The following is a 15,201-nucleotide window of genomic DNA, read 5'->3' as shown; positions in this document are numbered from 1 at the left end:
TCTTTACAATCATGACATTAAATATATTAAAAAGAACAGCAATATGCTTCTCTCTTCTTGCAGCTTTTGGTTGTACAGATAATTTTGAGGACATAAACCAAAATCCTGTAGGAGCAACTACACCGGATTTGGAACAAAATTTTAACAATATAAAAAGTTTAATTAAGCCTGCCTTTACTAGACTTTATATATCAGATGTTACCTGGCAGTATCAATTACAGCAAAGTTTACAGGCAGATGGATGGTCAGGATATATGACAAGTCCAAATGAGTTTGGAGGTATCAATAACCATAATTACAACTTAAATCCAAACTGGAATGGTTATGCTTGGGATGATGCGTATGTAAATATCATTGCAAACTTGTTTAAAGTTGAGCAGAGAGCAAAAGGAAAATACGATCAGTTTTATGCATGGTCACTTATCATAAAAGTGGCAACTATGCAGCGTATCACAGACATGTACGGACCAGCGGTATATTCTAAATTTGGTGGTGAAGGTTTGGCTACTTATGATTCGCAAGAACAGATTTATACTCAAATGTTTAAAGATTTAGATTTTGCAGTTACAGATTTGTCTAAAAGAGTAGCTGACGGGGAAGTTTCTAAATTTACTGAAACGGATCAGTCAAATTATGCTGGAAGTTATGCGCAATGGGTAAAATATGCAAACTCACTTCGTCTGAGATTAGCAATTCGTATTGCTAAAGTAAATCCTGCATTAGCAAAAACAGAAGCTGAAAAAGCAGTAAGCCAGCCTATTGGTGTCTTTAAACTAAACGCAGATCTTATAAAAATTAAATCACCATTAGATTTAAATGTAATTGATGTAATGAGCCATGTTTGGGTTGGTCTAAATATGGGAGCTGATATGGAATCTATTTTAGGAGGATATGAAGATCCTAGAATGGCAAAATATTGGGAACCTTCTGAACAAGTTGCTGGTGAATATAGAGGTGTAAGAACTGGTATTGTATACCCAACGCCTTCAACTTACGCTAATTTTTCTAGAACTGGAGATAGAACAAGAACTGGAGAAGTTACTTGGATGTCAACTGCTGAGGTATATTTCTTAAGATCAGAAGGAGCTTTAAGAGGATGGAACATGAATGGTACTGCAAAAGATTTATATGAAGCAGGTATTAGAGCGTCGTTTGAGCAAAATGGTGTTGAGGGTGCAGCAGCTTACATCGCAGATGATGTTAAAGTAGCAAAAGATTATGTTGATCCTATCAATGCAGTAAATAATGCACCAGCAGTTTCTAAAGTTACAGTTGCCTGGGGAGCTACAAACGAAATCAATTTAGAAAAAATCATCACGCAAAAATGGATTGCTACCTATCCTGATGGACAAGAAGCATGGTCTGAGTATAGAAGAACAGGTTACCCTAAATTGTTTAGAATCACAAATAATAAAAGCGGTGGTATCATCAGTACTGCTTTAGGAGTAAGAAGACTTCCATTTGCACAATCTGAGGCATCAAACAATCCTAAAGGAGTTGAGTCTGGAGTTGCAGTCCTTGGCGGTCCTGATAACGGAGCTACCAGACTTTGGTGGGATGTTGATAAAGCAAACTTCTAAAAAAAAACAATAGAATTTAAGTTTGGTTAGTAAGAGGGTATAGGCGGCGAAAGCTGTCTATACTATTCTTTAACCAAAATGGTAATGACTTCAAAAAAAAAGAAAATGAAAAGTGCTTTAGAAATTAAACCTGACATCAGCTACAAGAGTGCAGGGAAATTTGAAGAAACAAGATTTGAAAAAATCCACAACGAAATTTTCAAAAGTTCTGCAGAAGCTTCTATAATAGTAGCACAGGAAATTGCGCAGCTGATTAGATCTAAACAAGAAAAAGGTAAATCATGTGTTTTGGGTCTTGCAACGGGTTCTTCGCCAATTAAGGTGTACGAAGAATTGGTTCGAATGCACAAAGAGGAAGGTCTAAGTTTTAGCAATGTAATCACTTTTAATCTGGATGAATATTATCCGATGACCAAAGAGAACAATCAGAGCTATCACTATTTCATGCATCAGCATCTTTTTAATCATATTGATATTAAACCTGAAAATGTTAATATTCCTGACGGAACTATCGCTCTCGAAGAACTGAATCAATATTGCATTGATTATGAAATGAATATTAAAAATGCAGGCGGTCTTGATTTTCAGCTTTTAGGAATTGGGCGTACGGGACACGTAGGTTTTAACGAACCAGGTTCTCACATTAATTCGGGAACGAGAATCATCACGCTGGATCATATCACGAGAGTAGATGCTTCGTCTGATTTTAACGGGATCGATAATGTTCCTAAAAGAGCTATTACAATGGGCGTTTCGACTATTATGAGGTCAAAACGTATTGTATTGATGGCTTGGGGACAGAATAAAGCCGAAATTATTAAAAGAACCATTCAGGGCGAAATCACCTCAGAGGTTCCTGCTACTTTCCTGCAGAATCATTCTAATGCAACATTTGTATTAGACCAGTCTGCAGCGTCAGAATTAACACGTTTCAAAACGCCTTGGCTGGTGGGAGAATGTCTTTGGACACCAGAATTAAAAAGCAAAGCCATTGTTTGGTTATGCCAGAAAACAAAACAATCTATTTTAAAATTAACAGACAGAGATTACAATAATAACGGAATGTCCGACTTGCTGGCTCAGGAAGGTTCTGCATATGATATGAACATCAATATGTTTAATATTCTGCAGCATACTATTACCGGCTGGCCAGGAGGAAAACCCAATACCGATGATTCTCATCGACCAGAAAGAGCCAATCCGGCAAAAAAGAGAGTCATTCTTTTCAGCCCGCATCCCGATGATGATGTGATTTCTATGGGGGGGACTTTTTCAAAATTAATCAAACAAGGACATGATGTTCATGTAGTATACCAGACTTCTGGAAATATTGCCGTTACAGATGATGAAGCATTAAAGTTTGCTGAGGTTGCAAGTGATTTTATAGGTAAAGAAGCAGCAGATATTAATTTTAAAGAAGTAATTACATTTTTAAACAATAAATCAGAAAACCAAATCGATTCTTTAGAAGTTAGAAAACTAAAAGGATTGATCAGAAGAAGAGAATCTTACGCAGCAACTCGCTATATCGGGTTGAAAGATGAAAATACACATTTCTTAGACCTTCCGTTTTACGAAACCGGACAGGTAAAGAAAAATCCGTTAGGACCAGAAGATATTGCAATTGTGAAAAATATTATTGCCACAATCAAACCGCATCAGGTTTTTGCTGCAGGAGATTTGGCCGATCCGCACGGTACGCACGAAGTTTGTCTCAATGCCATTTTTGCCGCAATGGGAGAGCTAAAAACAGAAAAGTACATGGACGACTGCTGGTTATGGCTTTACAGAGGCGCGTGGCACGAATGGGATATTCACGAAATCGACATGGCAGTACCGCTTTCTCCATCAGAAGTATTGCTAAAACGTCATGCGATTTTATACCACCAATCTCAAAAAGACAGAGTGATGTTTCAAGGAAATGATTCCAGAGAATTCTGGGTTAGAGCCGAAGACAGAAATAAAAACACAGCCGTTCTTTACGACGAGTTAGGTCTTGCAGAATACGAGGCCATTGAAGCTTTTAAGCGTTTTGACTATTAAAGTTATTTTTTTACGATTCGGTTTTTAACCGGATCAATAGCAAAATTCAGATCGATTTTATGCGAGAGTGAGGTTCAATAGAAGTCTTTCTGGGTTTTGTTTCTATTTCTAATTACAGATAGTACCGCGAGGATGCTATTTTACAAAAAACTAAAAAATGAAATATTTATTTGTACTACTATTAGCGGGTGTAACTGCTGGTGCTCAAATCACAAAAGAGCAGCTCAACCTTATGCCTTGGCCTCAGAATGTTGTTATAAACGAAGGTAATTTTGCTTTAAATAAAAACTTTAAAGTAAACATTACCGGAAATCCGAATTCAAGAATTTTTGGAGGAGTAACTCGTTTTTTGCGCCGTTTAGATGGTAGAACAGGTATTTTTTTCGAGCAGGGTTTTATAACCAAATTAAATGAATTTCCCGACGCATCACTTCAAATCAATTGTACCAAAAGCGGAAAAATTGGTTTGTACGAAGACGAAAGTTATCATTTAGATATAAAATCCAATAAAATCACGCTTAACGCTTCTAGTGATTTAGGCGCTTTGCATGGTTTAGAAACATTGTTGCAGCTGCTTCAAAACAATTCAAATTCATTTTATTTTCCAGTATCTCAGATTTCCGACTTTCCTCGTTTTACCTGGAGAGGATTAATGATTGACGCTTCTAGACATTTTCAGCCGATTGATGTGATTAAAAGAAACATTGATGGATTGGCTGCTATGAAAATGAATGTTTTTCACTGGCATTTGGTTGACGATCAAGGCTGGAGAATCGAAATGAAAAAACATCCGAGACTGATCGAATTAGCATCAGACGGGATGTATTACACACAGGAAGAAATTAAAAATATCGTTAAATACGCCGATCAGCGCGGTATTTTGATTGTTCCAGAAATAGATGTTCCAGGTCACGGATCCGCGATTTTGACTGCTTATCCAGAAATTGGCAGCAAAGTGATTACCGTTACCGGAGGAACTTCCGAAAAAAATATTCAAGGTACAGCAATAGCGACCTATGGAGTTGAAAGAAATGCAGGAATTTTTTCGCCTACATTAGATCCTTCAAACCCTAAAACCTATCAAATTCTAAGTGAAATTTTTGATGAGGTTTGCCCATTATTCCCAGGCGCTTATTTTCATATTGGGGGAGATGAAAATGAAGGAAAAGACTGGGATGCAAACCCTAAGATTCAAGAATTTAAAAAGAAACATAAGTTAAATACCAATCACGAACTGCAGACGTATTTTACCATGCAATTGGCCCCGATGCTTAAAAAACACGGCAAACAATTAATGGGATGGGAAGAAATTTTGACCAAAGATTTGTCTAAAGAAGCCATTGTACATTCTTGGAGAGGTCCAAACGAAGGAGTTGCAGCAGGTCAATCGTTAGTAAACGCTGTGAAAAAAGGATACAAAACAGTTCTTTCAAACGGCTATTATATTGATTTAATGTATCCGATAGCAAGTCATTATTTAAATGATCCAATGCCAAAAGACGCCACCTTAACAGCCGAAGAAAAAGCCAGAATTCTAGGAGGAGAAGCAACCATGTGGACAGAACTTGCAACACCAGAAACAATAGATTCTAGAGTTTGGCCAAGAACAGCAGCCATAGCAGAAAGATTGTGGTCTGCAGAAGATATTACCGATGTAGCAAACATGCGTAAACGTCTAGAAACCGTTTCGTTTAGACTAGAAGAATTAGGGCTGACTCACATTAGAAATAAAGCCGTTATTTTAAGAAATATTTCTAATAATCAGAATATTAAATCTTTAAACGAATTCACCAATGTCTGCGAACCTTTAAAAGGATATACCAGAAACAAAGGAGGGACAGAATATCAAATGTATTCACCGTTTACTCTTTTTGCAGACGCCTGCACATCCGATGCAAAAGATTCTTTAGCATTTAATGATGCTGTAAATGAGTATTTAAAATCAAAAACACCAGAAAACAAAGCCAAAGTAACAGCATTTTTTACCAAATGGATTGCAGTGAATAAGGGCTTAATTGAACTGGGAAATAATGCGCCGCTGGTACATTCGATTTTACCTCTTTCCAAAAAATTGAGTGATGCTTCGCAGGAATTGTTACTGGTTTTGGACAATAAATCGACAGTAAAAAAAGAAGATTTAAAAACACTTATCGAGCTGTGTAATACAAAAGAGCATGCCGATGTTGAGTTATCAGTATACGAAAGTCTTAAGAAATTGATTTAAAAATTTAGGTTTGGATTAGTGTTGAGTAATTGAATCGCCATCATATTGTTATTTAGAGTTAATAATAAATTATCTCTATTGGAAAATTCTGGTAGAGATAATTATGGCGGGTCACACAAAATGCTTTTTCAAATAGAATAAAAAATATGTTCCACAACATGATGTATGAAATGAATTATTAACCCTTAAAACCAAATAAAATAAGAAGAATAAAAAAGTAAACATGACAAAAAAGTATTTATAACGATTAAGGTTTCCCCAGATTTATCTTATTGAATTTAATACTGAATCTTTAAAGTTAAATTAAATAAATAACGAACTGCCTGCTAATGTTTTATGGAATTGGTAATAGTAGTATTTATTTAGAAATGTAATTAAAAATTAGTTTCCGGCAAGTGCAGTATTTACTGTCTAAGCTGATGATTATTTTGTATTGAATGCCAGTTCTGGTGCGCAGTACATTGAAAATTGGAGTATTTATTATCTATTAACCAATATTAATTAATTATGAAACATTATTACAGATTGCTTTTTTTGTTATTGTTTCCCTTACTTGCCGCAGCACAGCCAGCGCACGGTAAAAAAGTAGTAGGGTATTATGCGCAATGGTCGATCTACGCCCGGGACTTTAATGTTCCGAAGATTGACGGAAGTAAAATTACGCATTTGAATTATTCTTTCTATGGGACAACGTATGATCCTGCCCATCCGGAGAATACAAAACTGAAATGTTTGGATACCTATGCCGATTACGAGCATATGGAAGGCGGTATTCCGTGGGACGCACCCGTAAAAGGGAACTTTTATGATTTGATGAAATTAAAACAAAAGTACCCGCATCTTAAAATCTTAATTTCTGTTGGAGGATGGACAAAAGGTCAGGATCTTTCTCCAATTGCTGCAAGTCCTGCAGCTAGAGCAGCTCTTGCTGCAGACATGGCAAACTTCATTACAACATACCCTTTTATTGATGGTTTCGACATCGATTGGGAGTATCCGCTTTCTGGCGGGACAGACGGAACCGAAATTGTTAACGGTGCTCCGGTGCCTCCGCAAAAGTACAGCCCGGACGACAATAAAAATTTGGTTTATTTATTAAAAGCCATGCGTCAGGCAATGCCAAATAAACTGGTTACGATCGCTGCGGGAAACAATGTTAGAAATGTTTCGAAACAGTATCTTGGACCAAACAACAGAGCGCAATATGGCATGACCGAAGACATCTCGACCTATTGCGATTATATTACCTATTTTGGATATGATTTTGGTGGAAACTGGTACGACAAGACCTGCTACAACGCACCTTTATACGCCAGCGGCAATCCAAACGATCCGCTTTATGGCGCGGCGCAGTCAGAATCATTAGATGAATTAACAAATCAATATTTGAATGTTGTTGGTTTTCCTGCCAATAAGTTAATCATGGGACTGCCTTTTTACGGAAAAAAATTCGATCACGTTGCCGCTAACTCGACAAACGGATTATTCGTTTCAGCACCAAGAGATATTGTTCCAGGATGTACCAACCCGCAAAACCCAACTGGAACCTGGGATGGTTCTGGAGCGTGTGAAAAATCGGGAAGCATCGAAATCTGTGATTTGGTCGGAAATCCTGTAACCAATTCACATGCTTATTTAGATCCAAGTACAATGTTGGTAACACCTTCTGCAGCAGCTGCAGGATGGGTTCGATATTTTGACAATACAACCAAAGTGCCGTACTTATACAATTCGACTTTAAAACAGTTTATTTCTTATGAAGATAAACAATCGATGGATTTAAAAGTACAATACATAAAATCCAGAAATCTTGCTGGAGGTATGATTTGGGAATTATCTCAAGATACCAGAGGATCAATTCCGAATTCATTATTGAATCAAGTAGATACTTCGTTCGGAAGCGTTGTTCCTGGAACGGTAAGTATTGCAGGTTCTGTAAAAAACGGAGCAAACTTGGTTACCGATGTTACAGTAGAATTACGAAATGCAAGCAACGCTGTGATACAAACAGTGCTTTCTGCAACAGGAAACTTTACTTTCAATAATTTAACTTCAGGACAAAATTATTCACTTACAGCTGCAAAAGCGACTTATACTTTTGTGCCTGTTAGTTTGACAAACGTAACCGTTAATCAAACTGGTGTTACAATTCAGGGATCGCAGCCTGTTTATACAGTAAGCGGAACAGTTTTAGCTGGATCAACACCCGTTTCTGGTGTAACCGTTTCGGCAGTTTCAGGAAGCACAACATTAACAGCAGTTTCTAATGCGAGTGGTCTTTACAGCGTGGCAGGTTTAACAGCTGGATTAAATTTTACAGTTACAGCTGCAAAAACAGGATTCTCTTATACTCCGGCTTCTACAGTTTACAATGCAATAGATGCCAACAAAACATTGAATTTTACACAAGGAGCAGCTGTTGTAAATTACACAGTAAGCGGAACAGTTCTAAACGGAACAACTCCAGTTTCTGGCGTAACAGTTACGGCATCATCTACAGCAGGAACTGTTACAGCCGTTAGCAATTCAAGCGGAGTATATTCTCTAAGTTTAGCTTCTGGGGGAAATTATACCGTAACCGCTGCTTTAACAGGACAGACCTTTACGCCAGCTTCTACGGTTTATTCTAATTTGAATGCCAATAAAACCTTAAACTTTGTCCAAGATGTAGTTGCAACTTCAAGCAAAATCAGCGGAACAGTTAAAAACGGAGCAAATCCGGTTGCAGGAGCAAAAGTAGAATTGGTGCTGCCTTGGACAGACAATACGCACAATTGGAAAAGTGTTATCGCAACCACTGATGCACAAGGAAAATACAGTTTTGCTAATTCTGTGATAGACGGTTATACACAAGCTTTAAGTTTAAAATTAAATTCTTGGGAAAATGGAGAAGTAGCTTATTTTCCAAATAATCTGGCCAACTTTGCTATTCCTGCAAACCCGACAGTTTATAATTTCAATACCACTTCGACAGCAAAAGCCGCTTTGGCAGCAGCAAACTTGATCAGCGGAACCGTTAAAAACGGAACAACTCCGGTTGCTGGTGCAAAAGTAGAAATCGTTTTACCTTGGACAGATAATACACATAACTGGAAAAGTGTTTTAGCAACAACAGATGCATCAGGAAATTATACGTTCGATAATTCAGTTGTAGCAGGTTATACGCAAATTTTAAGTTTGAAATTAAATTCATGGGAAAACGGTGAAGTGACGTATTATCCAAACAACTTAACCAATTTCGCAGTTCCAACAACTCCAACAGTTTATAATTTTAATAGACAAGCAGTGGTTGCGACGAAACCAGTGGTTGCCATTACAGCGCCAACAGCTTCGGCGATTGCTATAAATTTAGGATCATCAATTAATTTTGTTGCAAGTGTTGGATTAAGCGCTGCTGATGCCACCACAATCTCATCTGTTGTATTTAGTTTAGATGGGCAAAGTTTGAGCGCTGCCAATTCTTCAGGAACTTATACAGCAGTTTGGACACCCGCAGCAAATCAGTTTGCGCTACCTCATACGTTAACCGTTACCGCTACTGCATCAAACGGAACAACCGATTCAAAAACATATAGTTTTACATTAACGTGTTCTGGTGCAAACTGCCCGAATTCATTACCTGTAATTACTTGGAATTCACCATCAAATACTACTGTAAACCAAAGTTCTTTTCAGGTTGTGCCAATTTCAGTTACAGCTGTTGATAGTGACGGATCAGTTTCTGGTGTTACCATTACAATCAATGGAGGTACATTTAACATGACAGCAGGTACAAATAATACTTATACGTATAATTTTACACCGGCTGCTTATCAGGATTATCCAGTGGTAATCAAAGCAACCGATAATAAAGCTGCTGTAACTACTTTAAACAATACTATTAAAATTGCTCCAGTGAGCACCAATAGATTCATTCCGCTTCCATCTAAAATTATTTTAGGATACGCACATTCTTGGGAAAATACTTCTGCTCCATTTTTATATTTTTCTCAAATGGTGGGAAGTAAGTTTAACGTAGTCGATTATTCTTTCGTAGAAACAGTGAATCGTGATGGTTATACACCAATATTAACTACAAACGACACCAGATATTTAACCAATGGTGTTTTCAATAAACAATTGTTGAAAAACGATATTAAATCCTTAAGAGATAGCGGCGTTCCTGTTATTGTTTCTATTGGAGGTCAAAATGGTCACGTTGTTTTAGAGAATGTAACTCAGAAAAATATTTTTGTTAATGGTCTAAAAGCAATTATTGACGAGTATCAATTTGATGGAGTTGATATTGATTTTGAAGGTGGATCAATGAATTTTAGTGCAGGAAATTTAAGGGATATTTCTTATGCCGGTATTTCGGCTTATCCAAGATTAAAAAACGTAGTAGATGCTTTCAAAGAATTAAAAGCCTATTATGGCCCTGGATTTTTATTAACTGCAGCTCCTGAAACGCAATACGTACAAGGAGGATATTCTACCTACACCGATACTTTTGGTTCCTTCCTGCCAATCATTCAAAACTTACGTAATGAATTGGATTTGTTAGCCGTACAATTGTACAACACAGGAGGAGAAAACGGATTAGACGGTCAATATTATGGTACTGCTAAGAAAGCAAACATGGTAACAGCCCTGACTGATATGATCATAAAAGGCTATAACATTGGGACAACAGGAATGCATTTTGACGGTTTACCAGCCTCAAAAGTGCTTATAGCATTGCCAGCTTGTCCAAGTGCAGCAGGCAGCGGTTATTTAACTCCGGCAGAAGGAATTAGTGCGATGCATTATTTAAGAACCGGAACCACTTTTTCAGGAAGAACCTACACGATGCAGCCAGGCGGACCGTATCCTTCTTTAAGAGGCTTAATGACTTGGTCTGTAAACTGGGATGCATCTTCTTGTGGTAATTCATCTGAATTATCAAAAGCATATGCGGCATATTTCGCATCACAAGGTGTATCTGCCAAAACACTGGCGCTTGACGACGTTTCTTTACAAAATAATGCTACAGTAGTTTATTTTAAAAATGAGGCATTATCGGTTAGTAACAGCACCGAGGAAGTTGCGCAAGTAGATGTATTTAATGCTACAGGACAATTATTGGTGCATCATAAAAACATTCAAAAAAATAAAGAAGTACTGCTTCAAAATTACAGTTTTTCGACTAAACAATTATTCGTTGTAATTGTAACAGACAAATCAGGAAACAAAAAATCATTCAAAGTGCTTAACTTTTTAAACTAAGCATAAATCAAGAATGACAATAAAACGAAGTAAAAAAAAATCTGGTAGGGTTAAAATTGAGTTTGGTTATTTATTTTTTAATCTATTTTTTATTTCGTATAAATGCAGCTTTAGGTAATTTGTTATTTGGTTTTTATTTAAAGAAGTGCATTAGAAACCCGACAATTTATTGTCGGGTTTTATTATTATATAAAGCATCAATTAAATTGAAATTCTAATCTATTTTGATATTTTTACTTCAAAATTAACAAACCAAACAAATGAAAATTATAAAGTACGTATTTTTAATTATTGGCCTGATTGCATTAGGCGGAGCATTGTATCTCTATCAAAACAAAAGAGAATTTTTAGATAAAGCAATAACAGTTCAGGGAACAGTAAAAGAATTAATATCTTCCAGATCTAAAAATTCTACAACTTATAAACCATTAGTTTCCTTTATAACAAAAGACGGAAAACAAATCGAATACACTTCATCAGTAAGCAGTAACCCTCCAAGTTATGAAGTGGGAGAAAAAGTAGAAATTTTCTACGATCCTGCTGATCCCTATGATGCCGATATTAACGGGTTTGCCTCTTTATGGCTTGGACCTTTAGTTTTAGGAATTTTAGGAATCATTTTCTTTTCAATTGGATTTTCTATTATTTTATTCGGAAGAATGAAACAAAAGAAAATAGAAGATTTAAAGTTTAATGGAAAATCTATTTCGACAAAATATGATCACGTAGAACTCAACCACAGTTACCAAGTAAATGGCAGAAGCCCCTTTCTTATTTACAGTCAGTGGCTTAATCCGGCAACTAACGAATTACATTTGTTTAAAAGTGATGATATTTGGTTTGATCCAACTGATTTTATTAAATCAGAAGAGATCAAAGTACTTATTGATCCAGTAAATCCAAAGAAATACTATATGGATATTTCATTTTTGCCAAAAGTAAATAGATAGCTTTAGCATCAAAACAGAATAAACTTTTAAGTAATTTTGCAGTTCATTTATTTATTTCATTTAATGAAAAAGCCAATCGTTTTTTTAATTTTCTTTTTAGTTTTTGCCAATTGTTTCAGTCAGAACAAATTTGAAAATCCAGAAGTTGATCCAATTTTAGTTCAAAAAAACTATGAAAGCTGGTCGGCTTATAACAAAACGATAATGCTTTCAAGGGATTTCACCCCTTTCAGTGCAGATTCAAAAGAAATAACCAAAGTAGAATTTCTAAATGCCTTAGTAAACGGAAACTTTATTCCAGTTCGCTTAAAAACTCAGGATTCGGTTTACAAGTATAAATTAGTCAAAATACTTCCCAAATCAGATACAAGCATCAAGGCGGCCATTAATCAGGAAGCCTTTGATGCTTTAAAAAATTATGAAATGGAAGGAAAACCTTTTCCTCAATTTTCCTTTAAAGATTTAGACGGAAATGAAGTTTCCAACGAAACCATGAAAGGCAAAATCATCGTAATAAAATGCTGGTACATTCACTGTGCCGCCTGCATCAAAGAATTTCCAGCCGTAAATGCATTAGTTTCAAAATACAAAGACAGAAATGATATTGTTTTTGTGAGTTTGGCAGAAGACACTCCAGAACAATTAAAAACATTTCTAGCCCGAAAACCATTGTCTTATTCCGTTATTCCGAACATGAAAGAATATATGAATAATACATTGCAATTGAATGCCTTTCCGACCCACTTCATTATCAATAAAGAAGGTAAAATCGCCAAAGTTTTGAATAATTACGAAAGCTTGGAAGTCGCTTTGGAGAAAGTTGCCGGAATTTAAACCATATAAGTGATATAAGATATTTTAATTTTTTTCTCATTTTTTGTCATTTCGATTTCTATGATAAAACCAAAATGACAAGATTGCGTGGTAATAATCTGAATAGAACAAAACTTTGCGTCTTAGCGCATTTGCGCGATTAAAATTACTACGCATTCCTTTTAAATGAACTTACTTAACTTATATGTTTCTAAAAGCTTCACACAATTACCGCATTCCTTTTAAATGAACTTACTTAACTTATATGTTAAAAAGCTTCGCACCATTACCGCATTCCTTTTAAATGAAACTTACTTAGCTTATATGTTTCTAAAAAGCTTCGCACCATTAGCGCATTCCTTTTAAATGAACTTACTTAACTTATATGTTTCTAAAAGCTTCGCACCATAACCGCATTCCTTTTAAATGAACTTACTTAACTTATATGTTTCTAAAAGCTTCGCACCATTACCGCATTCCTTTTAAATGAACTTACTTAACTTATATGTTTCTAAAAAGCTTCGCACCATTAGCGCATTCCTTTTAAATGAACTTACTTAACTTATATGTTTCTAAAAGCTTCGCACCATTACCGCATTCCCTTTAAATGAACTTATATCACTTATATGGTTCCAAAAACACAACAAAAACTTTGCTACTAAGCATCTTTGCAACTCTGAACCTTTTTCCTTACTTTTGCACCAAATTAATTAAAAAGACATTCATGTTAACAGTCAATAATTTATCAGTTCAATTTGGCAAACGAATTTTGTTTGACGAAGTAAATACCACATTCACTCACGGAAATATTTACGGCGTTATTGGAGCCAACGGTGCTGGAAAATCTACATTCTTAAAAATCATTTCAGGCGATATGGATCCGACTTCTGGGCATATCCATTTGGAGCCGGGAAAACGTATGTCGGTTTTAAACCAAAATCACAACATGTTTGATGAGCATACGGTTTTGGAAACGGTAATGATGGGAAATAAAGTTTTGTACGCTGTTAAAAAAGAAATGGATGAACTTTATTTAGACTACAACGACAAAAACGCCGATAGAATTGGAGAGCTTCAAGTTCAGTTTGAAGAAATGAACGGATGGAATGCAGATTCTGATGCCGCTTCGATGTTGTCTAACTTAGGAATCAACGAAGAGCATCACTATACTTTGATGGCCGATATGGAAGGAAAAATGAAAGTTCGTGTGCTTTTGGCGCAGGCACTTTTCGGAAATCCTGATGTATTGATTATGGATGAGCCTACCAACGACTTGGATTTTGAAACAATCGCTTGGTTAGAAAACTTCTTGGCAAACTACGAAAACACTGTAATTGTTGTCTCTCACGACCGTCACTTTCTGGATGCAGTTTGTACCCATATTTCAGATATTGATTTCGGAAAAATCAATCACTACTCAGGAAACTATACTTTCTGGTACGAGTCAAGCCAATTAGCGGCAAAACAACGTGCACAGCAAAACAAAAAAGCTGAAGAAAAGAAACAAGAATTAGAAGAATTTATTCGTCGTTTCAGCGCGAACGTTGCAAAATCGAAACAAGCAACTTCTCGTAAAAAAATGATTTCTAAATTGAATATTTCAGAAATTAAGCCTTCAAGCCGTCGTTACCCTGCGATTATCTTCGATCAGGATCGTGAAGCTGGAGATCAGATTCTGAATGTGCAGAACTTAGCAGCTTCTGTAGACGGAGAAGTTTTGTTTAAAGATGTTGATTTAAACATGGCAAAAGGCGATAAAATAGTGCTTTTCTCAAAAGATTCGCGTGCTACAACGGCTTTCTATGAAATCTTAAACGGTGAACAAAAAGCAGATGCAGGAACTTTTGATTGGGGAATTACAACCAACCAAGCGTATCTTCCGGCAGAAAACCATAAATATTTCGAAAACGATCTGACTTTGGTAGATTGGTTACGCCAATACGCAAAAACAGAAGAAGAACGCGATGAGGTTTTTATTAGAGGATTTTTAGGAAAAATGATTTTCTCTGGAGAAGAAGCTTTAAAAACTTCTCGTGTATTATCTGGAGGAGAAAAAGTGCGTTGTATGTTATCAAGAATGATGATGGAGCGTGCTAATATCTTAATGCTGGACGAACCAACAAACCACTTAGATTTAGAGTCTATTACTGCGTTTAACAATTCGTTGAAAAACTTTAAAGGTTCTGTAATTTTTACAACGCATGACCACGAGTTTGCACAAACGGTTGGTAATAGAGTAGTAGAGCTTACGCCAAACGGAGTAATTGACCGTTACATGACATTTGACGAATATCTTGATGATGAAAAGATTCAGGAACAAAGAAAAAAGATGTACAATCTTTAAATC

7 protein-coding genes are annotated in these 15,201 nt (G+C 36.2%); all 7 read left to right on the top strand.

Annotated elements, in window-relative coordinates; translation table 11 throughout:
• The first annotated feature begins 11 nt into the window (after nt 1–11).
• Nucleotides 12–1,580: a RagB/SusD family nutrient uptake outer membrane protein gene (locus C4F50_RS16380; RefSeq protein ID WP_194139736.1), complete on the top strand. Its 1,569-nt coding sequence runs from the start codon at nt 12–14 to the stop codon at nt 1,578–1,580.
• 105 nt (nt 1,581–1,685) lie between these two features.
• Entirely contained in the window at nt 1,686–3,623 is a 1,938-nt protein-coding gene (nagB, locus tag C4F50_RS16375) for a glucosamine-6-phosphate deaminase (protein ID WP_194139735.1), read from the top strand.
• Nucleotides 3,624–3,780: 157 nt separating this feature from the next.
• Nucleotides 3,781–5,847: a beta-N-acetylhexosaminidase gene (locus C4F50_RS16370; RefSeq protein ID WP_194139734.1), complete on the top strand. Its 2,067-nt coding sequence runs from the start codon at nt 3,781–3,783 to the stop codon at nt 5,845–5,847.
• A 507-nt stretch (nt 5,848–6,354) separates the two neighbouring features.
• Nucleotides 6,355–11,091, top strand: coding sequence for a T9SS-translocated chitinase ChiA (gene chiA / locus C4F50_RS16365; protein WP_194139733.1), 4,737 nt, complete (start codon nt 6,355–6,357; stop codon nt 11,089–11,091).
• 260 nt (nt 11,092–11,351) lie between these two features.
• Nucleotides 11,352–12,041, top strand: coding sequence for a DUF3592 domain-containing protein (locus C4F50_RS16360; protein WP_194139732.1), 690 nt, complete (start codon nt 11,352–11,354; stop codon nt 12,039–12,041).
• 63 nt (nt 12,042–12,104) lie between these two features.
• Nucleotides 12,105–12,875, top strand: coding sequence for a TlpA family protein disulfide reductase (locus tag C4F50_RS16355; RefSeq protein ID WP_194139731.1), 771 nt, complete (start codon nt 12,105–12,107; stop codon nt 12,873–12,875).
• Nucleotides 12,876–13,578: 703 nt separating this feature from the next.
• Nucleotides 13,579–15,198 carry an ABC-F family ATP-binding cassette domain-containing protein gene (locus C4F50_RS16350; protein ID WP_194139730.1) on the top strand — a complete coding sequence of 540 codons (1,620 nt, stop codon included), beginning with the start codon at nt 13,579–13,581 and terminating at the stop codon, nt 15,196–15,198.
• Nucleotides 15,199–15,201 lie beyond the last annotated feature (3 nt).

This window comes from Flavobacterium hungaricum, from assembly GCF_015182285.1.
In the GTDB taxonomy this organism is placed as follows: Bacteria; Bacteroidota; Bacteroidia; order Flavobacteriales; family Flavobacteriaceae; genus Flavobacterium; species Flavobacterium hungaricum.
This window is presented reverse-complemented; position numbering and strand designations above follow the sequence as displayed.

Excerpts from the sequence above, each read along its gene's own strand:
- C4F50_RS16355 (WP_194139731.1), top strand. The coding sequence starts at position 12,105 with ATGAAAAAGCCAATCGTTTTTTTAATTTTCTTTTTAGTTTTTGCCAAT.
- C4F50_RS16370 (WP_194139734.1), top strand. The coding sequence starts at position 3,781 with ATGAAATATTTATTTGTACTACTATTAGCGGGTGTAACTGCTGGTGCT.
- C4F50_RS16380 (WP_194139736.1), top strand. The coding sequence starts at position 12 with ATGACATTAAATATATTAAAAAGAACAGCAATATGCTTCTCTCTTCTT.
- C4F50_RS16360 (WP_194139732.1), top strand. The coding sequence starts at position 11,352 with ATGAAAATTATAAAGTACGTATTTTTAATTATTGGCCTGATTGCATTA.
- C4F50_RS16350 (WP_194139730.1), top strand. The coding sequence starts at position 13,579 with ATGTTAACAGTCAATAATTTATCAGTTCAATTTGGCAAACGAATTTTG.
- nagB (WP_194139735.1), top strand. The coding sequence starts at position 1,686 with ATGAAAAGTGCTTTAGAAATTAAACCTGACATCAGCTACAAGAGTGCA.
- chiA (WP_194139733.1), top strand. The coding sequence starts at position 6,355 with ATGAAACATTATTACAGATTGCTTTTTTTGTTATTGTTTCCCTTACTT.